Origin of the sequence: Antarctobacter sp. (assembly GCF_034670325.1) — a bacterium.
Taxonomy (GTDB): domain Bacteria; phylum Pseudomonadota; class Alphaproteobacteria; order Rhodobacterales; family Rhodobacteraceae; genus Antarctobacter.
In genome coordinates, this window is the sequence record NZ_JAXMNR010000005.1 from 72,105 (window position 1) to 94,929 (window position 22,825).

At 61.9% G+C, this 22,825-nt stretch carries 22 protein-coding genes; 15 read left to right on the forward strand and 7 right to left on the reverse strand.

The genetic code is table 11. The features are described from left to right. Positions 1-3: 3 nt before the first annotated feature. The gene (locus VOI21_RS13495) at positions 4-1,191 is read left to right on the forward strand and encodes an ABC transporter permease (protein WP_323770445.1); all 1,188 of its coding nucleotides are present in this window, start codon (positions 4-6) and stop codon (positions 1,189-1,191) included. Continuing rightward, positions 1,188-2,777 carry an ABC transporter ATP-binding protein gene (locus tag VOI21_RS13500; RefSeq protein WP_323770446.1) on the forward strand — a complete coding sequence of 530 codons (1,590 nt, stop codon included), beginning with the start codon at positions 1,188-1,190 and terminating at the stop codon, positions 2,775-2,777. The genes VOI21_RS13495 and VOI21_RS13500 overlap by 4 nt, the downstream gene beginning before the upstream one ends. A gap of 14 nt (positions 2,778-2,791) precedes the next feature. On the opposite strand, the gene hemN is transcribed toward VOI21_RS13500, so the two are convergent. Continuing rightward, positions 2,792-4,147, reverse strand: coding sequence for an oxygen-independent coproporphyrinogen III oxidase (hemN, locus tag VOI21_RS13505; protein WP_323770447.1), 1,356 nt, complete (start codon positions 4,145-4,147; stop codon positions 2,792-2,794). Between the two features lie 64 nt (positions 4,148-4,211). Here hemN and fnrL point away from each other — a divergent pair, with 64 nt between their 5' ends. Both fnrL and VOI21_RS13515 read left to right on the forward strand, forming a co-directional pair. Beyond that, complete coding sequence (fnrL, locus tag VOI21_RS13510) at positions 4,212-4,961, forward strand: transcriptional regulator FnrL (protein ID WP_323770448.1); 750 nt, start codon at positions 4,212-4,214, stop codon at positions 4,959-4,961. Continuing rightward, positions 4,933-5,868 carry a PhzF family phenazine biosynthesis protein gene (locus VOI21_RS13515; RefSeq protein WP_323770449.1) on the forward strand — a complete coding sequence of 312 codons (936 nt, stop codon included), beginning with the start codon at positions 4,933-4,935 and terminating at the stop codon, positions 5,866-5,868. Before fnrL ends, VOI21_RS13515 begins: the two co-directional genes overlap by 29 nt. A gap of 62 nt (positions 5,869-5,930) precedes the next feature. On the opposite strand, the gene VOI21_RS13520 is transcribed toward VOI21_RS13515, so the two are convergent. Next, positions 5,931-6,770 (reverse strand): universal stress protein, encoded by an 840-nt coding sequence (locus VOI21_RS13520; RefSeq protein ID WP_323770450.1) that lies wholly within the window; start codon positions 6,768-6,770, stop codon positions 5,931-5,933. Positions 6,771-6,973: 203 nt separating this feature from the next. Between VOI21_RS13520 and ccoN the strand changes: the two genes are divergently transcribed. From ccoN to ccoP, 4 genes are read left to right on the forward strand one after another with little or no spacing between them, the layout of a single operon-like run. Further along, positions 6,974-8,584: a cytochrome-c oxidase, cbb3-type subunit I gene (gene ccoN, locus VOI21_RS13525; protein WP_323770451.1), complete on the forward strand. Its 1,611-nt coding sequence runs from the start codon at positions 6,974-6,976 to the stop codon at positions 8,582-8,584. Between the two features lie 12 nt (positions 8,585-8,596). Next, positions 8,597-9,325 carry a cytochrome-c oxidase, cbb3-type subunit II gene (gene ccoO / locus VOI21_RS13530; RefSeq protein WP_323770452.1) on the forward strand — a complete coding sequence of 243 codons (729 nt, stop codon included), beginning with the start codon at positions 8,597-8,599 and terminating at the stop codon, positions 9,323-9,325. Positions 9,326-9,336: 11 nt separating this feature from the next. Then, positions 9,337-9,582, forward strand: a complete 246-nt coding sequence (locus VOI21_RS13535; RefSeq protein ID WP_323770453.1) for a cbb3-type cytochrome c oxidase subunit 3 — start codon at positions 9,337-9,339, stop codon at positions 9,580-9,582. 12 nt (positions 9,583-9,594) lie between these two features. Further along, positions 9,595-10,482: a cytochrome-c oxidase, cbb3-type subunit III gene (ccoP, locus tag VOI21_RS13540; protein WP_323770454.1), complete on the forward strand. Its 888-nt coding sequence runs from the start codon at positions 9,595-9,597 to the stop codon at positions 10,480-10,482. A 410-nt stretch (positions 10,483-10,892) separates the two neighbouring features. Here the strand turns inward: ccoP and VOI21_RS13545 are convergent, their stop codons facing one another. Further along, on the reverse strand, positions 10,893-11,048 hold the full coding sequence (locus VOI21_RS13545) for a hypothetical protein (RefSeq protein ID WP_323770456.1): 156 nt from the start codon (positions 11,046-11,048) through the stop codon (positions 10,893-10,895). A gap of 99 nt (positions 11,049-11,147) precedes the next feature. Between VOI21_RS13545 and VOI21_RS13550 the strand changes: the two genes are divergently transcribed. The 5 genes from VOI21_RS13550 to ccoS all read left to right on the forward strand — a co-directional run bounded on the left by VOI21_RS13550 (position 11,148) and on the right by ccoS (position 16,379). Further along, complete coding sequence (locus VOI21_RS13550) at positions 11,148-12,023, forward strand: LysR substrate-binding domain-containing protein (protein WP_323770457.1); 876 nt, start codon at positions 11,148-11,150, stop codon at positions 12,021-12,023. A gap of 93 nt (positions 12,024-12,116) precedes the next feature. Continuing rightward, complete coding sequence (ccoG, locus tag VOI21_RS13555) at positions 12,117-13,550, forward strand: cytochrome c oxidase accessory protein CcoG (RefSeq protein WP_323770458.1); 1,434 nt, start codon at positions 12,117-12,119, stop codon at positions 13,548-13,550. Next, positions 13,550-14,014: a FixH family protein gene (locus VOI21_RS13560; RefSeq protein ID WP_323770459.1), complete on the forward strand. Its 465-nt coding sequence runs from the start codon at positions 13,550-13,552 to the stop codon at positions 14,012-14,014. The genes ccoG and VOI21_RS13560 overlap by 1 nt, the downstream gene beginning before the upstream one ends. Before the next feature lies 1 nt (position 14,015). Continuing rightward, positions 14,016-16,202, forward strand: coding sequence for a heavy metal translocating P-type ATPase (locus VOI21_RS13565; RefSeq protein ID WP_323770460.1), 2,187 nt, complete (start codon positions 14,016-14,018; stop codon positions 16,200-16,202). A 15-nt stretch (positions 16,203-16,217) separates the two neighbouring features. Next, positions 16,218-16,379, forward strand: a complete 162-nt coding sequence (ccoS, locus tag VOI21_RS13570; protein WP_323770461.1) for a cbb3-type cytochrome oxidase assembly protein CcoS — start codon at positions 16,218-16,220, stop codon at positions 16,377-16,379. A gap of 105 nt (positions 16,380-16,484) precedes the next feature. Here the strand turns inward: ccoS and VOI21_RS13575 are convergent, their stop codons facing one another. Next, positions 16,485-16,943 (reverse strand): Lrp/AsnC family transcriptional regulator, encoded by a 459-nt coding sequence (locus VOI21_RS13575; protein ID WP_323770462.1) that lies wholly within the window; start codon positions 16,941-16,943, stop codon positions 16,485-16,487. A 136-nt stretch (positions 16,944-17,079) separates the two neighbouring features. On the opposite strand from VOI21_RS13575, the gene ald reads away from it, so the two are divergent. Next, positions 17,080-18,198, forward strand: coding sequence for an alanine dehydrogenase (ald, locus tag VOI21_RS13580; RefSeq protein ID WP_323770463.1), 1,119 nt, complete (start codon positions 17,080-17,082; stop codon positions 18,196-18,198). Between the two features lie 97 nt (positions 18,199-18,295). Here ald and mscL read toward each other — a convergent pair whose 3' ends face one another. Continuing rightward, entirely contained in the window at positions 18,296-18,724 is a 429-nt protein-coding gene (mscL, locus tag VOI21_RS13585) for a large conductance mechanosensitive channel protein MscL (protein ID WP_323770464.1), read from the reverse strand. Positions 18,725-18,874: 150 nt separating this feature from the next. Here mscL and VOI21_RS13590 point away from each other — a divergent pair, with 150 nt between their 5' ends. Next, positions 18,875-19,576 carry a glutathione S-transferase family protein gene (locus VOI21_RS13590; protein ID WP_323770465.1) on the forward strand — a complete coding sequence of 234 codons (702 nt, stop codon included), beginning with the start codon at positions 18,875-18,877 and terminating at the stop codon, positions 19,574-19,576. 67 nt (positions 19,577-19,643) lie between these two features. Here VOI21_RS13590 and VOI21_RS13595 read toward each other — a convergent pair whose 3' ends face one another. Beyond that, the gene (locus tag VOI21_RS13595; protein ID WP_323770466.1) at positions 19,644-20,093 is read right to left on the reverse strand and encodes a YtoQ family protein; all 450 of its coding nucleotides are present in this window, start codon (positions 20,091-20,093) and stop codon (positions 19,644-19,646) included. 90 nt (positions 20,094-20,183) lie between these two features. Next, complete coding sequence (locus VOI21_RS13600) at positions 20,184-22,685, reverse strand: FAD-dependent oxidoreductase (protein ID WP_323770467.1); 2,502 nt, start codon at positions 22,683-22,685, stop codon at positions 20,184-20,186. Between the last annotated feature and the right edge of the window lie 140 nt (positions 22,686-22,825).

Sequence of the window (22,825 nt, forward strand, 5' to 3'; positions counted from 1 at the left end):
TTGATGGAGGCAAATCCTCAGCCTGACACCTTGCCAGACTCGTCAGAGACGGTCGCTGTGCCGCCCCCGCCAAAGAAGGGGCTGTTCGTCCTTTCGCCGCTGAACAAACGCCGCTGGAACAACTTCAAGCGCAATCGCCGCGCCCTTTGGTCGTTGTGGATCTTCGCGTTTCTCTTTGGTCTGTCGTTGTTTGCCGAGTTCCTCGCCAACGACAAACCCATCCTCGTCAACTACCGGGGGCAATACTACACGCCGATCTTCAACTTTTACCCCGAGACAGAGTTTGGCGGCGATTTCCGGACAGAGGCGGCTTACCGCGACCCCGAGGTGCGCTGCCTGATCACCACCGGCGGGCTGGAGGGCTGTTTCGACGATCCCGAGGCCATGATTGCGGATGCAAAGGCCGGGTCGGTCACCGACGACGGGTTCCAAAAGGGCTGGCTGCTCTGGCCGCCGATACCCTATAGCTATGACACCCCCGTGGACCGCCCCGGTGCCGCGCCCCTGCCCCCCAACGACCAGAACTGGCTGGGCACGGATGACACCAAACGCGACGTGGTGGCGCGGGTGATATACGGCTTCCGCCTGTCGATCATCTTTACCCTGATCGTGACAGTCTGTGCCTCGCTGATCGGCATCACCGCAGGCGCGCTACAAGGCTTTTTCGGCGGCTGGCTGGACCTGATCTTTCAGCGCGTGATCGAAGTCTGGGGCGCAACGCCGTCGCTGTATATCATCATCATCCTCTTCGCGATTCTGGGGCGAAGTTTCTGGCTGCTGGTTTTCCTGACGATCCTGTTTGGCTGGACCGCACTGGTGGGCGTGGTGCGGGCGGAATTCCTGCGCGCGCGCAATCTGGAATACGTCCGCGCGGCCAAGGCGCTGGGGGTGTCGAACTGGACAATCATGTTCCGCCACATGCTGCCCAACGCGATGGTCGCCACCGTAACCTTCCTGCCCTTCATCGTAACCGGCACGATCAGTACGCTGGCAGGGCTCGATTTCCTCGGATTTGGCCTGCCGTCGTCATCGCCCTCTTTGGGAGAAATGACGCTTCAGGCGAAACAGAACCTGCAAGCACCATGGCTGGCCTTCACCTCCTTCGCGGTCTTCGCGATCATGCTGTCGCTGCTGGTCTTCATCTTCGAAGGGGTGCGCGACGCCTTTGACCCCAGAAAGACCTTCTCATGAGCGCTTTGCTACAGGTCCGCGACCTCAAGGTCGGCTTTCGTCAGGACGGGGTAACCATCCCGGCCGTCAAAGGCGTCAGTTTCGAGATCGAAAAGGGCGAAACCGTCGCGCTGGTGGGCGAATCCGGGTCGGGCAAGTCCGTCACCGCGCTATCGACGGTTTCTTTGCTGGGCGACTCCGCGCGTGTTCAGGGGTCGGTGCTGTACAACGGGGCCGAGATGATCGGCGCGGGGGAAAAACGCCTGCGCGACGTGCGCGGCAATGACATCAGCTTTATCTTCCAAGAGCCGATGACCTCGCTCAACCCTCTGCATACGCTGGAAAAGCAGATCCGCGAGAGCCTTGAACTGCACCAGGGGTTAAGGGGCGATGCCGCCCGCACCCGCATCATCGAACTACTGACAAAGGTCGGCATCCGCGACGCGGAATCGCGGCTGGGGGCCTACCCGCACCAACTGTCCGGCGGCCAACGGCAACGCGTGATGATCGCCATGGCGCTGGCCAACGGGCCGGAACTGCTGATCGCGGATGAGCCGACAACCGCGCTGGACGTGACCATTCAGGCGCAGATCCTCGATCTGCTGGCGGGTCTCAAAGAGGCCGAGGATATGAGCCTGCTGTTCATCACCCATGATCTGGGGATCGTGCGCAAGATCGCCGACCGGGTCTGCGTGATGAAAAACGGCGAGATCGTCGAACAGGGCAAGACGTCCGAGATTTTTGCCAACCCGCAACACCCTTACACCCAGATGCTGTTGTCGGCTGAAAGCACCGGCACGCCCGACCCGGTGGATGAGGGCGCGGAACTGATCGCCAGCACCGACAACCTCAAGATCTGGTTTCCGATCCAGCGCGGGCTGATGAAACGCACAGTTGGCTACGTCAAGGCGGTCAATGATGCCTCCATCGCCGTGCGCGCAGGTGAAACCGTGGGGATTGTGGGCGAAAGCGGCTCTGGCAAGACGACGCTCGCGCTGGCCATAATGCGGCTGATCGGCTCTGAGGGGCAGATCACCTACCGCGGTCAGGACGTGAACGCATGGTCCACCAAGCGGCTGCGCAAGCTGCGGTCCGAAATGCAGATCGTCTTTCAGGATCCTTATGGCTCGCTCAGCCCGCGCATGACCTGCGAACAGATCATCGCCGAGGGGCTGGAGGTGCATGGCGCGCCGGACGGGCGCCCGCACCGCGAGCTGGTGGCGGAGGTCATGGTCGAGGTGGGCCTTGATCCGATGGCCATGCACCGCTACCCGCACGAGTTTTCCGGCGGTCAGCGCCAGCGCATCGCCATCGCCCGCGCCATGGTGCTGCGCCCGCGTCTACTGGTTCTGGATGAACCGACCTCTGCGCTGGACATGACGGTTCAGGTGCAGATCGTGAACCTGCTGCGTGCGCTGCAACGCAAGTACAACCTCGCCTACCTGTTCATTTCCCACGACCTCAAGGTGGTGCGCGCGATGAGCCACAAGGTCATCGTGATGAAACAGGGCGACGTCGTAGAACACGGCAGCGCGCACGACATCTTTGACGCGCCGCAGACCGAATACACGCGCACCCTTTTGGCGGCGGCGCTCAACATCGCTTAGGCCGCGCCGCGCCCTCAGATCGCGCTGGAATGCCCCGCCCGGCTAAGTTCATAGCCGTCGAAGGCCCGCGCCACCAACCGCGTCAGCGGGCGCGCCGCCTCGGGGATAAAAAGCCCGTCCTCGGTGATGTCCAGAATATCCTCGAAGGCGGCGTTGGCCGTGCGAAACATACCGAAGAGCGCCTCACGCGAGATTTTGTAATCGCGCAAAATCTCATCTGCGTTGATCCTGAAATCGCACATCAGCGCCTCGATCAGCCGGGCGCGCAACGGGTCCTCGCCTTTCAGAACGTGCCCGCGCGCGGTCGAGAATTGCCCGTCGCGGATCGCGGCCACATGTTTGGAGGTGGCGGACGCATTCTGCGCGAAGCCCTGCGGGAACTTCGAGATCGAAGAGGCCCCTACCCCGATCAGATAGTCCGACGTGTCGTCAGTGTAGCCCTGAAAGTTCCGCCGCAACCGCCCCTCGCGCTTCGCCACGGACAGTCCGTCCTCCTTGGTGGCAAAGTGGTCGATCCCGATTTCGTCGTACCCGTCCCAGACAAACAACCGCCGCGCTGTTTCAAACAGGTCCAGCCGCTCTTGCGGTGTGGGCAGCGCGTCCGACGGCAGCAACTGTTGGCGTTTTGCCATCCACGGCACATGCGCATAGCCATACAGCGCCACACGGTCCGGCGCAAAGCTCAGAAGTTTCTGCACCGTCTCGGTGATCCGCGCATTGGTCTGGTGCGGGAGTCCGAACAAGATATCGGCGTTCAGGCTCTGGACGCCGCGCGACCGGATCATATCAACGGCATCACGAGTGATGTCATAGCCCTGCTCACGTCCGATTGCCGTCTGGATCTGCGGATCGAAATCCTGAACCCCGATCGACGCCCGGTTCATCCCGCTTTGGGCCAGAACGTCCAGCCGCGCCTCGTCGATTTCATTCGGGTCGATCTCAACCGAGAATTCATACCCTTCGGCAAAATCGGCGACTTCGCGAATCGCGGCCACCAGCCTTTTCATCAGGTCTGGAGACAACAGAGTCGGCGTGCCACCGCCCCAGTGCAACCGCGACAGCCGAACGCCCCGCGGCAAGACGTTGCGCAAGAGGGCAAGTTCCCGTTCAAGATCACCGACATAGGCCTCAACCGGGCCAAGAGTGGCTGTGCCTTGCGTCCTGCACGCGCAGAACCAGCAGAGTCTGCGGCAAAATGGAACATGCAAATAGAGCGATATGTTACCATCTTCAGGAATGGAGTGAATCCAATCCTGGTATTTCGCAGGCCCGACATCGCCATCGAAATGCGGGGCCGTGGGATATGATGTGTATCGCGGCACTTTGGCGTCAAAGAGTCCAAGCCGCGTGAGTTGTGTTCGCTTCGCCATGAATTTACGGTTAGGCTGCGAAAAAACGCTCGGCCTTGACGCAGATCAAGAAAAGGCAATTCTGATGCTGAATGAACGAAGCTTGTCCGCCGTACCGGATTGTAGCGAGTGCCCGATCCGACACAGGGCAGTTTGCGCGCGTTGCGAAAGTGATGAGCTCGAAAAGCTCGAACAAATCAAATATTATCGAAAGTTCGAAGCCGGGCAGTCGATCATCTGGGCGGGTGACAGGATGGATTTCGTTGGCTCCGTCGTGTCCGGTATCGCGACGCTGAGTCAGGCGATGGAAGACGGGCGCACGCAGATGGTCGGCCTATTGCTGCCCAGCGATTTCGTCGGGCGACCGGGGCGCAACGTGGCTGCCTACGATGTGGTTGCGACAACCGACGTGGTGATGTGCTGTTTCCGGCGCGCGCCCTTTGAGGACATGATGCAGCGCACGCCGCATATCGCCCAGCGCCTGCTGGAGATGACGCTGGACGAACTGGATGCCGCACGCGAATGGATGTTGGTTCTGGGCCGCAAGACGGCGCGCGAAAAGATCGCCTCGTTGCTGTCGATCATCGCGCGTCGTGACGCCACGCTGAACATGCGCGGTCCGGAGACGGGCGTCGTGGTGTTCGACCTTCCGCTGACACGCGAGGCCATGGCCGATTATCTGGGTCTGACGCTGGAAACGGTGAGCCGCCAGATTTCGGCATTGCGCAAGGACGGGGTGATCGAACTTGAAGGCAAGCGGCACGTCACCGTGCCGGACATGTCGCGCCTGATGGAAGAAGCGGGTGATGACGCGGACGGCGGTCTGCTTGTCTGACAGTTTGCCCTTTGCCACCTGCGACGTCTTCACGGACAAGGCTTACGCAGGCAATCCGCTGGCGATTGTCGAAGACGCCGACAGGCTGAGCGACGCAGCGATGCAGACCATCGCGCGGGAGTTCAACCTGTCCGAGACGATATTTGTGCGGCGTCCTGTGAACCCGGCGCATACCGCCAGCGTGCGGATCTTCTTTCCGACGGCGGAAATTCCCTTTGCCGGTCACCCGACCATCGGCTGCGCCATTCATCTGGCGCAGAAGTCCGCGCCCGCAGGCGACTTTGAAACCGAAATCACGCTGGAAGAAGTCGCCGGTCTTGTCCCCGTGCGGGTCTGGCGGCAAGACGGGCGGATCAAAGCAGAGTTTCGCGCCCCCGTGCTGCCACACGCAGCAGCTACCGGGCGCATGCCAGAGGATGAGGCAATTGCCGCCGCGCTTGGCCTGACGCCGGAACAAATCGGTTTTGGAAGCCATCGGCCCGGTCTTTGGCAAGGTGGCCCGACATTCGCCTATGCACCTTTGCGCGACCGCGATGCCTTGTCGGCGGCGCGTCCAAACGGCGCCGCTTGGGAGGCGCTGACCGCGACCACGGGCCAGCAGTCGCTTTACCTATATACCACAGGGGAAGGCGTCGATTTTTCCGCCCGGATGTTCGCCCCCGGTGACGGCATCCCCGAAGATCCGGCAACAGGATCGGCCTCTGCCATCCTTGCCGCACAGCTTCTCAGCGCCGGGGAGCTGGCCGATGGCGAAACCCGGCTGAGCCTGCTTCAGGGCGCTGATATGGGCCGTCCCAGTGAGATCGGCCTGCGCATTGTGACGCAAACGGCGGCCTTACAGGCCGTATATGTCAGCGGCTCTGCCGTGCCGGTAAGCGAAGGCCGGATCACTCCACCGAACGGTTGACCGCCGACACCTCTCCGGACAGAATGACAGACGGCGGTCTTGCAGAGCGCCGTCTGTCAGGTTCAGTGTGCCATGAAGACAGGCACAGCCGCCTGCTCCAACATGTTGCGCGTGGCACCGCCAAGGATGGCTTCGCGGAACCGCGAATGACCGTAGGCCCCCATGACAACCATATCGGCGTCCAGATCCGACACATGGCGCAACAACACGTCCGAGACGCGCGGCAGCGTCTTGGCAAGAACGTCGACCTCGGTCTTGACCCCGTGACGCGCAAGGAATTCGGACACCATTCCGCCCGGATCGGACCGGTTGGGACCGTGCTTCGGAGGATCAATCACGACCACGTGGACATGTTCTGCCGAGATGAGCAGGGGCATTGCGCAGCGCAGAGCGCGCAGCGCCTCGTTGCCCTCGTTCCAGCCGACAACAACGCGTTTGGGCGTCGCCATCGGCTCCACCTTGTCAGGCACAACCATAACCGGCACCTGCCCGTCAAACAGCGCCCCTTCCAGCACGGGTTCCAGTTCGACGCCCTTGCCGTTGCCATAAGGCTGCGGGAGCACGACAAGATCAGAGAACCGGGCACGGGACGCCACATGCCGCCCGATGTCGGCCAGTTGTGCAACCCCGTGATCCACGCTCCACAGCGCGTTGGTTCGACCCAGCGCCTCGCGCGCGTCGGCGGCCAACGCCTCGGCCTCAGCCGTGGCGCGGGTCAGCGTTTCCTGCAAAACCATCGCGTTGGCCCCGGCGTAGTAATAGCCGGTCTGGGTCCGGTCGACACCGAAACACAAGGCGGCCAGATGGGCGTCATAGGCTTCTGCCAGAGTGGCCGCGTGCGATATCGTGGAAGGCAGCAAATCACTGTCCGTAACCACGGTCAGGATGGACTTGAAATTCATGAGCGTCTCCGATGCGTCTCCGTCGTCTCCATTGAAGTAACGTATCGCTGCGCCTTTCGTCGCACTTTGACCGGGGTCAACATATGCAACTTGTTCCATTGATGCAGATCAAGGATGCCTTTGGCTATACATAGCTATCAGGTGCGCAGTCAAAAAGCGCCTATGCGGTGACGAATCGTGCGGGTAAGACGAAGGGACGAAAAATGTTGAATTATCTCAAGCTCATAGTGCTTGGACTGGTTGCGATCTTTTCGATGATCGCGGTCAACTATGCACGTGATGTGGCTTACATGATTCACGCGATCATTATTCTGGCGGTCTCCGCCGGTCTGTTCGTGTGGGTCCTGCGCCACACCGATGAGCCGGTTAGACCGGCTCCGCAGAACGAATATATGGACGGCGTGATCCGCTATGGCGTGATCGCCACCGCTTTTTGGGGTGTGATCGGTTTCGTCGCCGGGACGTTCATCGCCTCGCAGTTGGCCTTTCCGGGGCTGAACTTTGACTGGGCACAAGGCTACATGAACTTTGGCCGCCTGCGTCCGCTGCACACCTCGGCAGTGATTTTCGCCTTTGGCGGCAACGCGCTGATCGCGACATCGTTTTATGTGGTGCAGCGCACCTCGGCGGCGCGCCTTTGGGGCGGCAATCTCTCATGGTTTGTGTTCTGGGGTTACCAGCTGTTCATCGTCCTTGCGGCGACGGGCTATGTGTTGGGCGGAACCCAGTCCAAGGAATACGCCGAACCTGAATGGTACGTGGACATCTGGCTGACGGTGGTCTGGGTCGCATATCTGGCGGTCTTTGTCGGGACTTTGGTCAAGCGCAAAGAACCCCACATCTACGTGGCCAACTGGTTCTACCTGTCCTTCATCCTGACCGTTGCCATGCTGCACATCGTCAACAACCTGTCGATCCCGGTGTCGATCTGGGGATCGAAGTCGGTTCAGGTTTTCTCTGGCGTGCAGGACGCCATGACGCAGTGGTGGTACGGCCACAACGCCGTCGGCTTTTTCCTGACCGCGGGCTTCCTTGGCATGATGTACTATTTCATCCCCAAGCAGGCCGAACGTCCGGTGTTCAGCTACAAGCTGTCGATCATCCACTTCTGGGCGCTGATCTTCATCTACATCTGGGCTGGTCCGCACCACCTGCACTACACCGCCCTGCCTGACTGGGCCTCGACCCTTGGCATGGTGTTCTCGGTCGTGCTGTGGATGCCGTCTTGGGGCGGCATGATCAACGGTCTGATGACGCTGTCTGGCGCATGGGACAAGCTGCGCACCGACCCGGTGATCCGCATGATGGTGATCTCTGTCGGCTTCTACGGTATGTCCACTTTCGAGGGTCCGATGATGTCGATCCGCGCGGTCAACTCGCTGTCGCACTACACCGACTGGACCATCGGCCACGTTCATTCCGGCGCGCTTGGCTGGAACGGCATGATCACTTTTGGCGCTCTGTACTATCTTGTGCCCAAACTGTGGAACCGTGAACGCCTGTACTCGCTCAGCATGGTCTCCTGGCACTTCTGGCTCGCGACCATCGGCATCGTGCTCTACGCGGCGTCCATGTGGGTGACCGGTATCATGGAGGGCCTGATGTGGCGCGAAGTGGATGCCAACGGCTTCCTCGTGAACTCTTTCGCCGACACCGTGGGCGCGAAGTTCCCGATGTACGTCGTGCGTGCGCTGGGTGGACTGCTCTACGTCGTGGGCGGCCTGATCATGTGCTACAACCTGTGGATGACCGCCAAGCGTTCGCCGGCCGTTGAGGCCGACACCGCTGCGGCCCATGCCACTCCGGCCGAATAAGGAGACCGGGACATGAGCATTCTCAACAAACACGCCATCCTCGAAAAAAATGTCACGCTGCTGGCCATCTTTGCCTTTCTCGTGGTGACCATCGGGGGGCTGGTGCAGATCGTGCCGCTCTTTTACCTCGAAAACACCATCGAGGACGTGGAAGGCATGCGCCCATACACGCCGCTGGAACTGGCGGGGCGTGATGTCTACATCCGAGAGGGTTGTTACGTCTGCCACAGCCAGATGATCCGCCCCATGCGGGACGAGGTCGAACGCTACGGCCACTACAGCCTTGCCGCGGAAAGCAAGTACGACCACCCGTTCCAGTGGGGGTCCAAGCGCACCGGGCCCGATCTGGCGCGTGTCGGCGGCCGCTATTCGGACGAATGGCACGTCGATCACCTGCGCAATCCGCAGTCGGTGGTGCCTGAGTCCGTCATGCCGAAATACGGCTTCCTCGAAGCCAAGCTGATCGAAGGCACCTACATCGCCGACCTGATGAGCACCAACCGCCTCGTCGGAGTCCCTTATTCGGATGAGATGATCGAGGCCGCTCAGGCCGACTTCAAGGCGCAGGCTGATCCGGACAGCGACTATGACGGCCTGCTGGAGCGCTATGGCGAAAAGGTCAACGTCCGCAACTTTGACGGTGCCCCCGGCATCTCCGAAGCGGATGCGCTGATCGCTTACCTGCAAATGTTGGGGACGCTGGTCGATTTCTCGACCTTCACACCCGACGCAAGCCGGTGATGGGGGACGATATGGAAACCTATTCCTTTCTTCGCCAACTGGCCGACAGCTGGGCGCTGCTTGCGATGTTCGCCTTCTTCGTGGGGATTGTGATCTGGGCCTTTCGGCCCGGATCCAACAAGGTCCACAAAGATACCGCCAACATTCCGTTTCGCCACGATGACCGACCGGCGCCCGATCAGGGCAACACCCGCGACGTGCCCCGAGGCACCCATCGCGACGTGCCCCTCCGGGGCGACAAACCTGCCGAAAGCTGAGGAGGCCGGACAATGAGCGATCATAAGAAAAACGACGATCTCGACTATGAGACAACCGGCCATGAATGGGACGGCATCAGGGAGTATAACAAGCCGCTGCCAAAGTGGTGGCTCTATACCTTCTATGCCTGCATCGTCTGGGCCATCGGCTATTCCATCGCCTACCCCGCCTGGCCGGGGATCAAGGCAGCCACGCCGGGTCTGCTGGGCTTTTCCACCCGAGGCAATGTCGCCAAGGCGATCGAGGCGCACGAGGCAGAGCTTGGCCCCATCAACGCCAAACTGGCCGCGGCGGATCTGGGTGCGATTGCCGACGATCAGGAACTGCTGACCTACGCGAATAACGCAGGCTCAGCGATTTTCCTGACCTGGTGCGCCCAGTGCCACGGGTCGGGCGCAGCCGGGGCCAAGGGCTATCCCAACCTGCTGGACGACGACTGGCTCTGGGGTGGCTCCATCGAGGCCATCCACGAGACGGTCAGCCACGGCATCCGTAACGAAGTGGATGACATGGCGCGCTGGTCCGAAATGCCAGCCTTTGGCCGGGACGAACTGTTGGCCGAAGAAGAGGTCGTGCAGGTCGTCAACTACGTGATGCAGCTTTCCGGGCAGACCCCGAAGGATGCGGCCGCCGCCGAAGCGGGTGCCGAACTCTTTGAGATCAACTGTTCCGGCTGCCACATGGAAGACGGCACCGGCGACCGCTTTCAGGGCGCGCCCAACCTGACGGATGCGATCTGGCTGTATGGCGGCGACTACGATGCGCTGTACCAGACGGTCTATAATTCGCGCTTTGGTGTGATGCCGCCCATGGGCGGGGCCGATTTGAGCGAGGCAGAAATCCGCGCCGTGGCGACCTATGTCCACGGTCTTGGCGGTGGCGAAGCCTCCGAAGACTGATCAGCCGCCATTCGAAAACAGCAAACCCCCGCCTTGGCGGGGGTTTCTTTTTGTCGGGCCTGTTCGGCGCGATTGCTGCAAGTAAGACAGCCTGCGGAATGCGCCACAAAGAACAGCGCTCAGTGGTTGCCGATTGACCCAAGTCAAGGCGCCCGATTCCCTGCCCTGTATGGTGAGTCCAACGACGTCGGGAAACACACCCCGACGCACGGTTCCCCGGCCTAATCGGACGGGGTATGGCGCTGGTGTCCTGTCCTGTTCGCGCGTTTCCTGGGACACCAGCGTCCCTTTACATCCCCATCGTGAAGCCACGGCTGGCCCTGCGCGCAGCGGATGCGGATTTGAACCGACGCGACGTGCGTTGCCCCCGATCCGATGCGCGCCAGAGGTCAGGCAGATAGACAGCCGGATCAATCATCCCTCCCGCTCCGCATGCCCGCATGCCTGCGAAACGGCAGGTCCTCGTCGATCCAGCTCAGCTTGGGCAGCGCCTCTGGCGGACGATGGCGCGCCTCCGGTGCGGTGCGGGTCGCGGTGAGAAAACTTCTGGCAAGTATTCCGAACATCATAGCCTCCATGACGTGTTCAACTGTGCAGCCAACTTGACCCAAGCGCGGCTTCCATGCGACTCAGGAATAAATCAATCATGTAATTCAGGCTTACATATGAACTGGTCCGCGCTTCCGCCACTCGCCTCTCTTCGCGCCTTTGCAGCCTATGCGCAGACGCGATCTGTCAGCTCTGCTGGTGGCGCCCTGAATGTTAGCCACGCTGCCATCAGCCAGCAGATGCGGGCACTGGAAACGCATCTGGGTGTTGCCCTGCTAGACCGCTCAGGTCGCAAGCTGTCCCTGACACCCGAGGGAGAGACACTGGCCCGCAGCCTGACCGAAGCCTTTGGCGACATTGCGCAAACGGTGGAGGCCCTGACCGGTGCCGACGCGTCGCGGCCTCTGCAGATATCCGTTACACCCACTTTCGCGGCCGCATGGCTGATGCCGCGCCTGACCGCGTTCCGAGAGGCGCACCCAGACATCAACCTGATGATCGACCCCACCGCCAAGGTGCAGTCGCTGGAACCGGGCGGCATCGACGTGGCCTTGCGCTATGGTGACGGCACATGGCCCGGGTTGCTGGCCGAACCGCTGATCCGTTCACCCATCGTTGTCGTTGCCGCACCTGATCTGGTTGGCAACCGCCCAATAACTTCGCCGTCGGACCTGCGCGACTATCACTGGCTGCAAGAGCTGGGCACCAATGAGGCAACCGACTGGTTCGCCCAGAACGGCGTCGACCGCGACGCGGGCCGCGGCTTTACCGCCATGCCGGGGAACATGATGCTGGAGGCCGCCCGCGCCGGGCAGGGGATCGCCGTCGTTGCCGGCGTGTTTGTCGAGCCGGACATCCGCGCTGGACGCCTTCGAAAACTGTTCGAAGACAACAAGGAAAAGGGCTATCACATTGTCACAAGGCCCGGTATTCCGCGACCGCCCCTCAAGGCGTTCTTGTCGTGGCTGCGGCGCGAGGCGCGCAAAAGCTGAGTTTCAAACTCAAAATTGATGCAGGTCAAAGCTGCGCAGGCCACGCTCTGTGAAAACCGGCCCAAATGATGATCCCAACGGAGCGAATCCGCCGTGTCCGACAGCAACTCCCCGCCACCCTCTCTTTACGCCTCTCGCGAACCGATTTTCCCCAAGCGGGTCAGCGGCATCTTCCGCAACCTTAAATGGATCATCATGATCGTGACGCTGGGGATCTACTACGTCACCCCCTGGATTCGTTGGGACCGGGGGCCGCAATTGCCGGATCAGGCGGTGCTGATCGACCTGGCCAACCGCCGCTTCTTTTTCTTCTGGATCGAGATCTGGCCGCATGAGTTCTATTTTGTCGCCGGTCTGCTGATCATGGCGGGTCTTGGCCTGTTCCTGTTCACCTCGGCGCTGGGGCGTGTCTGGTGCGGCTATGCCTGCCCGCAAACCGTCTGGACTGACCTTTTCATTCTCGTGGAACGCTGGATCGAGGGCGACCGCAATGCGCGCCTGCGCCTGCACCGCCAGAAAAAGATGGATTTCCGCAAGGCCCGGTTGCGGGTGACGAAATGGGTGGCGTGGTTCCTGATCGGGCTGGCCACCGGCGGTGCTTGGGTGTTCTATTTTGCCGATGCGCCTACGCTGTTGATGGATCTGGTGACCGGGCAGGCCCACCCGGCCGCCTATACGACCATGCTGATCCTGACGCTGACCACCTTCTTCTTTGGCGGTTTCGCACGTGAACAAATCTGCATCTACGCCTGCCCCTGGCCCCGTATTCAGGCCGCGATGATGGACGAGGAAACCCTGACCGTTGGCTATCGGGAATGGCGCGGCGAACCCCGAGGCAAACATCGCAAGGCCGAAGGCGCAGAGACCCTTGGGGACTGCATCGACTGCATGGCCTGCGTCAACGTCTGCCCGATGGGCATCGACATCCGCGACGGTCAGCAGATGGAATGCATCACCTGCGCGCTGTGTATCGACGCCTGCGACGACGTGATGGCAAGGATCGGCAAACCACGCGGGTTGATTGACTACCTTGCCCTGTCGGACGAATCGCAAGAGCGTGCAGGCGCAGCACCGCGCCCGATCTGGCAGCACGTATTCCGCGTGCGGACCATGATGTATACCGCTCTGTGGAGCCTTGTGGGCATCGGACTTGTGTTTGCGCTGTTCATCCGTCCCGAGATCGAGATGACCGTCGCACCGGTCCGCAACCCGACTTTTGTCACCTTGTCCGATGGGTCGATCCGCAACACTTACGACGTGCGCCTGCTCAACAAGCACGGCGAGGACCGGCCCTTCCGCATCACGCTGACCGGAGACCCAACCCTGCGCGTCCAGCTTGAAGGCACGCCTTACGAAACGGTGGACGTCCCGGCGAATGCGACCTACCTGCAAAAGGTATATGTGATTGCGCCCGCGGCTTCCGATCCTGCGCAGGCCGAGCGCACGGAATTCCGGCTCTGGGTCGAGGACCTGACCAACGGCGACCGCGCCCATAACGACACCGTCTTCAACGGAAAGGCGAACTGATGGCTGACAAGGAATTCACCCTAAAGGGCTGGCATGTGCTTGGTATTTTTGTCGGTGCATTCGCGGTAATCATCGGGGTGAACATCACGCTGGCCGTAAATGCCGTCAAAACCTTTCCGGGGCTGGAAGTCGCCAATTCCTATGTCGCCAGCCAGACCTTTGACAAACGCCGCGCCGCGCAGGAATCGCTGGGCTGGGATGTCGAGGCGCGGCTGGAAGAGGATATGCTGATCCTTTCCATCACCGACGCGGACGGCCGTCCTGTTCAGGCCGCCAGGTTAACCGCCAAGGTCGGTCGCCCGACCAATGTCAGCGACGACCGCGAGCCGGAGTTCTCTTTCAACGGCCACGCTTATGTCGCTTATGAAGACCTGCGCCCGGGCAACTGGGATGTCTGGCTGACGGCCACTGCGCTCAACGGAATCGAATTCCAGCAACGGCTTGAGATGACTGTGACCAACTGAGATGACCGCCACGCTACGCCCGCCGACCTCTGCCTGCCCTGCCTGCGCCGCCGCCCCGGCGGCAGAAGCGATGGCCGCCCTAAACGCCCCGACAGAGGCCCATATCGTCCTCTCGCTGCCCACGATCCACTGCGCCGCCTGCATGTCGAAGGTAGAACGTGCGCTAAACGCGAGCCCGGATGTGCATTCGGCACGGGTGAACCTGACGCTCAAGCGGGTAAGCATCGAGGCCGATGCGGATGTCACCGCCGCAGATGTGATCCCGCTGGTCGAAGGCGCGGGCTATGAGGCGCATGAACTGGACAGTTCCGCCCTGTCAGCGACAACCACGGACAAGGCAGGGCGCGACTTGCTGATGCGGCTCGCCGTGGCCGGTTTCGCGGCTATGAACGTGATGCTCTTGTCCGTCGCAGTCTGGTCCGGGGCCGAGGGGCAGACCCGTGATCTGTTCCACTGGATATCCGCCGCCATCGTGCTGCCAGCAGTGGCGTTTTCGGGGATGCCCTTCTTTCGCAACGCATGGAACGCATTGTCGGCGCGTAGCCTGAACATGGACGTGCCGATTTCGCTCGCCATCTTGCTAGCGGTCGGAACATCCCTCTGGGAGACCTCTCTGTCGGGTGAACATGCCTACTTCGACGCCGCGATTGCGCTGACCTTTTTCCTGCTGACAGGGCGGTATCTGGATCACCGCACTAGGTCGGTCGCCCGCTCCGCCGCCGAAGAACTCGCCGCGCTGGAGGTGCCGCGCGCATGGCGCGTGACCGAGGATGGCGAAGAACAGGTATCCGCCAGCGCTCTGGCTGTCGGCGATCTGATCCGCGTGCGCCCCGGAGGGCGAATGCCGGTGGACGGTGAGATCACCCAAGGCTGCTCGGAACTGGATCGTTCACTGCTGACCGGAGAAACTCTGCCGGTCTTTGCTGAACCGGGCCGCACTGTGAGTGCCGGTGAGGTCAACCTGACCGGCCCGCTGGTGGTGCGCGCCAGCGCCGTGGGCCGCGACACGTCATTGCATCGCATGGCCGATCTGGTGGCTGTCGCCGAGTCCGGCCGCTCGCGCTACACTTCGCTGGCCGACCGCGCCGCCAAGCTTTACGCGCCGGGCGTACACATCCTCTCGGCGCTGGCCTTTCTTGGCTGGCTGGCGTTCACTGGCGACTTGCGCGTGGCCCTGAACATCGCCGCCGCCGTGCTGATCATCACCTGCCCCTGCGCGCTGGGACTGGCTGTCCCCGCCGTGACCACTGCCGCCTCTGGTCGTCTGTTCAAACGTGGGCTTCTGATCAAGGATGCCACCGCGCTTGAACGTCTGGCGCAGGTGGACACCGTTGTCTTTGACAAAACCGGCACGCTGACCGCCGGGGCGCCGGACCTGACAAACCTTGGCGACTTCCCCCGCCGCGATCTGGAAATTGCACTGGCCTTGGCCGAAGGCTCCAGCCACCCGCTCTCGCTATCCCTGACCGCTGCCGCGCGGGACGCCGGGGTCAAACCGGCCGCGATTTCAAATGTGGCAGAGGTCCCCGGCCACGGCACACCGGGGCTCTGGCGCGGACAAGAGGTGCGGCTGGGCCGCGCGGCTTGGGTGGGGGGCGGGCAAAGCCCGCAAACCGCCGCGTGGCTACGCATCGGCGATAGCCCCGCGCAGGCGTTCCTGTTCACCGACCGGCTGCGCGATGGCGCTGAAGAGGCAGTCCATGCGCTCAAGACCGCCGGGCTGAAGGTCGTGCTGATTTCGGGCGACACCTCGCCTGCGGTCGAGGCGCTGGCCGGACGTCTGGGCATCACCCAGTGGATGGCCGAGGCGCTGCCGCAGGACAAGGTGCAGCGGATCGCTGCGATGACGGACGAAGGTGCCCATGTCCTGATGGTGGGGGACGGGCTGAACGACACGGCGGCGCTGGCCGCGGCCCATGCCTCTATCTCCCCGGCCTCGGCGCTGGATGCCGCCCGCGTGGCCTCGGACATCGTGCTGCTGGGCGGGACGCTTGCACCGATCCCCGAGGCGGTGCAGACCGCCCGCAAGGCAACCCGCCGCATCCGCGAAAACTTCACAATGGCCACATGGTACAACGTGATTGCCGTCCCACTGGCGGTGGCCGGGCTCTGCTCGCCGCTGATTGCCGCATTGGCCATGTCGGCCAGTTCGATTACCGTTTCGCTCAACGCCCTTCGGCTTCGGTGACAAAGGAGAGCCAGAATGAATGTGCTGACCTACCTGATCCCGATTTCGCTGGTTCTTGGCGGCGTAGGACTGGCCTTTTTCGTATTTACCCTGCGGTCGAACCAGTATGATGATCCCGAGGGCGACGCGCAGCGAATCCTGTCGGGCGAATACGACGACCACCCGAAACAGGACTGACTACTCGGCTTTTTCTCTGGTCAAAATACCTCCGGGCAGACGACCAAAGGGACACGGCCGGCCATGCTGAATACACGCCTTGGGTATGTCGCGCCCTGCCCGACCTCACACTGGCAAGGCCGTCGTACGAAATACCGTCCGCAACGCAAAAGAGCTTTGCATCTGTGCCACGCCGGGCAGGCGGGTCAGATACTGGCGGTGGATGCGGGCGAAATCCTCTGTGTCTTCGGCCACGACCTTTAGGATGTAATCCGCCGTCCCGGCCATCAGGTGACACTCCAGCACCGCAGGCACCCGTGCTACGGCCCTTTCAAACGCCTCCAGCACTTCGTCCGCCTGCGCCGTCAGCTTGATCTCGACAAAAACCGTCGCCGGAAAGCCCATCCTCCGGGCGTCCAGCAACGCCACGTAGTCACGCACATACCCTTCGGTTTCCAGCCGCTGCACCCGTCTGTGACAGGCAGAGGGCGACAGATGCACCGCCTCGGACAGGTCGGCGTTTGAAATCCGCCCCTTGCGCTGGATCACCCGCAGAATGCGCCGGTCTGTCTCATCGAGTGCCATACGCGCAAGAACCTCCGTCAGAATTGATCGTTCGCCGCAAAATCGTGCGCCTCCTGCCTTTAGTGAAAGCAAGGTAGAGAGCCGTTTGCAAGCCTCGGCTGACATACTCGCGCGCATAACGCGAGGAGGATTCGCCATGAAAATCGGTTGCCCAACAGAGATCAAACCCCAAGAGTTCCGTGTCGGCCTGACACCCAATGCCGCCCGCGAAGCCGTGGATCACGGCCACGAGGTGATCGTGCAGACGGGTGCCGGCATGGGAGCCGGTTTCACCGATGCCGATTACACCGAGGCCGGTGCGCGCATGGCGGATACGGCAGAGGAAATCTTTGCCGCAGCGGACATGATCGTAAAGGTCAAGGAACCGCAGGCCGTCGAGCGCGCCATGTTGCGCGAGGGGCAACTGCTGTTCACCTACCTGCACCTCGCCCCCGATCCGGAGCAGACACAGGACCTGCTAGCCTCCGGTGCGACCTGCATCGCCTACGAGACAGTGACCGACGCCCGTGGCGGTCTGCCCCTGCTGGCGCCCATGTCTGAGGTTGCGGGCCGTTTGGCGCCGCAAGTCGGTGCCTGGACCCTGCAAAAGGCCAATGGCGGGCGCGGCGTGCTGATGGGCGGCGTTCCCGGTGTGGGCCCGGCGCGGGTCGTGGTGATCGGTGGCGGCGTCGTCGGCACCCATGCCGCGCGCATCGCCGCTGGCATGGGCGCGGATGTGACCGTGCTTGACCGCTCCCTGCCCCGGCTGCGGTACCTCGACGATGTCTTTGGCGGCCTCTTCCGCACCGGCTATTCCAGCGCTGGCCTGCTGGCCGAGCATCTGACACTGGCGGACATGATCATCGGTGCGGTGCTGGTCCCCGGAGCCGCTGCGCCGAAACTGGTCAAACGTGCGGATTTCCCCACCATGAAGCCGGGTGCCGTTCTGGTCGACGTGGCCATTGATCAGGGCGGCTGTTTCGAGACCTCAAAGGCCACCACACACGCCGATCCGATCTACGATGTGGACGGGATCATGCACTATTGCGTGGCCAACATGCCGGGTGCTGTCGCGCGGACCTCGACCATCGCCCTGGGCAACGCGACAATGCCGTTCATGCTGGCGCTGGCGGACAAAGGCTGGAAACAGGCCTGCGCCGATGACCCGCACCTGTTGAACGGGCTGAACGTACACGCAGGCAAACTGACCTATGCCGCAGTCGGCGAAGCACAGGGTCTGGACGTCACGTCACCCGAGCTGCTGATCAAAGACTGATACCGACGAAAAAGCCCCGGCGACACAACGTCCGCCGGGGCAAGTCCTGACTTCAAAAAATAGCGGCGACGGGATCGCCACCCGCGATTGGGCAGCCTCAGCCGCGCGCCTTCAGAGAATCGCGGATTTCGATCAGCAGGTCGACCTCGCTCGGCCCTTTGGGCGCTTCTTCGACCGCCTCTTCGGGTTTCGAAGCGGCATCCTTGATCCGGTTGACCGTCTTGACCAGCATGAAGACCACAAAGGCGATGATCAGGAAGTTGATGATCGCCATGACAAAGCGGCCGATGGCAAAGATCGACGCGCCGGCCTCTTCTGCCGCTGCAATCGAGGCGTATTCCTTGCCGTCCAGCGCATAGAACCAGCCCGAGAAGTCGATGCCGCCGGTGAACAGCGCGATGATCGGGTTGATGATATCGCCCACCAGCGAGGCGACGATCGCGGTAAAGGCCGCGCCGATGATGATACCGACGGCCATGTCCATGACATTGCCTTTGGCGATAAAGTCCCTGAATTCCTGAAGCATTCCGTTGTTCCCTTGTTCCGGCGCCGTCGGTTTTTCACCGGACGTGCGCTCCCCTTGTGTAGCAGGCCTGCGCAATCGCACATCCAGCGACCTGTGAAACAGGGAAAAAGATGCCTAGGTTTCCCCCGAAACGCAGAAAAGGCCCCTCCCATGTTCGATCTCGCCACCCATCCCGTCACAGCCCGTTGGCCCGCAGAGCACCCAGACCGACTCCAGCTGTACTCTTTTCCCACGCCAAACGGCGTGAAGGTTTCGATCATGCTGGAAGAGACCGGCCTGCCTTACGAGGCTCATCTCGTCACCCTGTCGGACAAGGATGTGAAAAGCCCGGAGTTCCTCAGCCTCAATCCCAACAACAAGATCCCCGCGATCATCGACCCCAACGGGCCAGACGGCGCGCCGCTGGCCCTGTTCGAAAGCGGTGCGATCCTGCTGTATCTGGCCGAGAAATCCGGGAAACTGTTCGGCGAGACGGCAACAGACCGCCACACGATCACCCAGTGGCTGATGTTCCAGATGGGCGGTCTGGGTCCGATGCTTGGCCAACATGGCTATTTCTCCAAGTTCGCCGGGTCAGAAATCGAGGATCCGCGCCCACGGGACCGCTACATCAACGAGGCCAAGCGCCTGTTGAACGTCGTCGAAACGCAACTTGACGGGCGCGACTGGATTGCCGGTGACTATTCCATCGCCGATATCGCCATCGCCCCTTGGCTGCGCGCACTGGAGTTTTACGGCACGCGTGACGTGGTTGGCTGGGCGGACCATCCCAATGCGGTCGCTTATCTGGATCGGTTCCTTGCGCGCCCGGCGGTGCAGAAGGGTTTGAACACGCCTCCGCGCGAGGGCTGATCCAGACCGGGACAAAGACCGACCGCCCCCTTTTGCCTCGGACATAAGGGGGCGGCGCGGGTATCCGTCATCCCGGCAGCGTTCCTGTCAGCACGTAGCGCAACACCTGCACCACTTGCTCCGGCGTGCGGGCAACGGCCAAGGCGGCGGCGTCCACCTCTTTCAGAGCGTGGTCATGTTCCGGCGGTTGCAAGATGATCAGCGACTTGCCCAACGCACTGGCACAGCCCGCGTCAAAGGCAGCGTTCCACTGCTTGTACTTGTCGCCAAAGCGCACAACCACGACATCGGCATCGGCAATCCCCTTACGGGTGCGGATCGCGTTGACCATCGCGCCCTTGTGGTCATGCCAGTACTTGTCGGGTTCCTCGCCAAGGATCGCAACGCCGCAATCGTCGCTTGCGGCGTGGTCCGTCACCGGTGCGTTAAAGGTGATGTCCAGCCCCTGCGCGCCTTCAATGATCTGCTCACGCCAGTCGGTGTGGATTTCCCCCGAAAGATAGACGTTCAGTCCCATGTCCGCTCCTTTCCATGAAAAAGGGCGCGGAGTGCGCCCTGTTTCCTGTCAACATATCCGGCCCTGCGCCTGTGGCAAGGTGGCCGAGGCTCACCCATCCTTGCGGATCACCTCGTTTTTCGGGTCATAGGGGCTGTCATGGGTCACGGTGGCGTCCCAAAGCTGGTCCAGCATCTTGACCTTCAGCGCCGTGCCTTCGGCGGCATGTTCCGGTTTGACATAGCCCATACCGATGCTCTTGCCGAAGTGGACAGAATACCCGCCAGAGGTCAGCCGCCCGACACGGGTGCCATCCTGCGCATACAGCGCCTCCCGCCCCCATGGGTCAGCATCAGCCGGGCCGTCAATCAGCAGGGTGACGCATGTGGAGCGGATGCCGGTGTCCTCCAGCTTGGCCTTACCGTGGAAATCCTTCGACAGATCGACAAAACGCGGCAGGTCCGCCTCCAGCGGGGTCGCATCGCGGCCCAACTCGTTGCCGAAGGCGCGGTAGGATTTTTCCTGCCGCAGCCAGTTCTGCGCCCGCGCGCCGACCAGCTTCATCCCGTGCTTTTCGCCTGCGGTCATTAGCTGATCCCACAGGTTGTTCTGCATCTCGATGGGGTGGTGCAATTCCCAGCCCAGCTCACCGGTATAGGCCACGCGGATCGCCATGACCGGCACCATGCCCAGTTCAATGTTGCGCATCGTCAGCCACGGAAACCGCTTGTTGCTCAGCGCGGTGTCCGGGTCAGCGTCTTTGACGATCTCCCTGAGGACATCGCGCGATTTCGGCCCGGCGATGGCAAAGACACCCCATTGCGTGGTCACATCATGGCAGGAAATCCAGCCGAATTCGTCCCGCTTGTCTTCAATCGCTTTTTGCAGGAAGTCGCTGTCATAGGCCGTCCATGCCCCGGCGGAGACAAGGTAATACTTGTCCTCAGCCAGCCGCACGATGGTGTATTCGGTGCGTGTGGTGCCAAAGCTGGTCAGCGCATAGGTCAGGTTGATGCGGCCGACCTTTGGCAGCTTGTTGCAGGTGAACCAGTCCAGAAAAGCGGTCGCCCCCGGCCCTTCGACGATATGCTTGGTAAAGGCGGTGGCGTCGATCAGGCCCACGCCTTCGCGGATGGCCTTTGCCTCTTCCACCGCATGTTGCCACCAACCGCCACGGCGGAATGACCGCGCATCGTGATCAAAGGTTTCCGGCGCATCCAGAGGGCCGTAATAGTTGGGCCGCTCCCAGCCGTTCACACAGCCGAACTGCGCGCCCAGCGCCTTTTGCCGGTCATAGGCGGGCGCTGTGCGCAGCGGACGGGCGGCGGGGCGTTCCTCATCCGGGTGGTGCAGGATGTAGACGTGCTCATAGGCTTCTTCGTTCTTGCGGCTGGCGTATTCGGTGGTCATCCATCCACCGAACCGCTTGGGGTCGAGGCTGGCCATGTCGATCTCGGCCTCTCCCTGAACCATCAGTTGCGCAAGGTAGTGCCCGGTGCCACCGGCGGCGGTGATGCCAAAAGAAAACCCTTCGGCCAGCCACATATTGCGCAGCCTCGGCGCGGGGCCCAGCAGCGGGTTCCCGTCGGGCGTGTAGCAGATCGGACCGTTGAAATCGTCCTTGAGCCCGCAGGTCTCACAGGACGGCACGCGATGGATCATCGCCATATACTGCTCTTCGATCCGCTCCAGATCGAGTTGGAACAGATCGGCGCGGAAACTGTCCGGCACACCATAGGCAAAGCGCGCAGGCGCGTTTTTCTCATAGACGCCCAAAATCCAGCCGCCGCGTTCCTCACGCACATAGGATTGCGCGTCAGCATCGCGGATCACCGGGTGCTCCGGGTTGCTCTTGCGGAACTCCACCAACGCCGGGTCCTGCTCCATCACGATGAACTGATGTTCCACCGGAATGGCCGGGATCTTGATGCCCAAAAGCTGCGCCGTGCGCTGCGCGTGGTTGCCGGTGGCGGTGACCACATGTTCGGCGGTGATCACCTTCTGCTCGTCGCTGGGGACAAGGTTGCCACCCCTTTCGACCATCTTGGTGATGGTGACCTGCCACTCGGACCCGGTCCAGGCATAGCCATCGACCTGCCACTTGCGCTCGATCAAAACGCCGCGCTGGCGCGCGCCCTTGGCCATCGCCATCGTGACGTCGGCGGGGTTAATGTAGCCATCGGTCGGGTGATACAGCGCGCCTTTCAGATCCTCAGTGTTGATCAGCGGCCAGCGGTCCTTGATCTGCGCGGGCGTCATCCACTCATAGGGCACGCCGCAGGTCTCTGCGGTCGAGGCATAGAGCATGTATTCGTCCATGCGCTCTTGCGTCTGCGCCATGCGCAGATTGCCAACCACGGAAAAGCCCGCGTTCAACCCGGTCTCTTCCTCCAGCGTCTTGTAGAACCGGATCGAGTAGTCGTGAATGTGGGTGGTGGCAAAGGACATGTTGAAATAGGGCAGCAGGCCTGCCGCGTGCCATGTGCTGCCAGACGTCAGCTCATCGCGTTCCAGCAGCATCACATCGTCCCAGCCCGCCTTGGCCAGATGATAGGCAATCGACGTGCCGACGGCGCCGCCGCCGACAACCAAAGCTTTGACATGGGTTTTCATGACACGACTCTCCCGTTCTTTGAAAATCTGCATAGCGCGCCGCGCAAAGCCGCGCCGCGCGCGCCCGACATCTCAGGTGGGGAAAACGACGCCGCCCCGGGCAAGGCACGGGGCGGCAGAAGAAAATTACCGGGCAAACG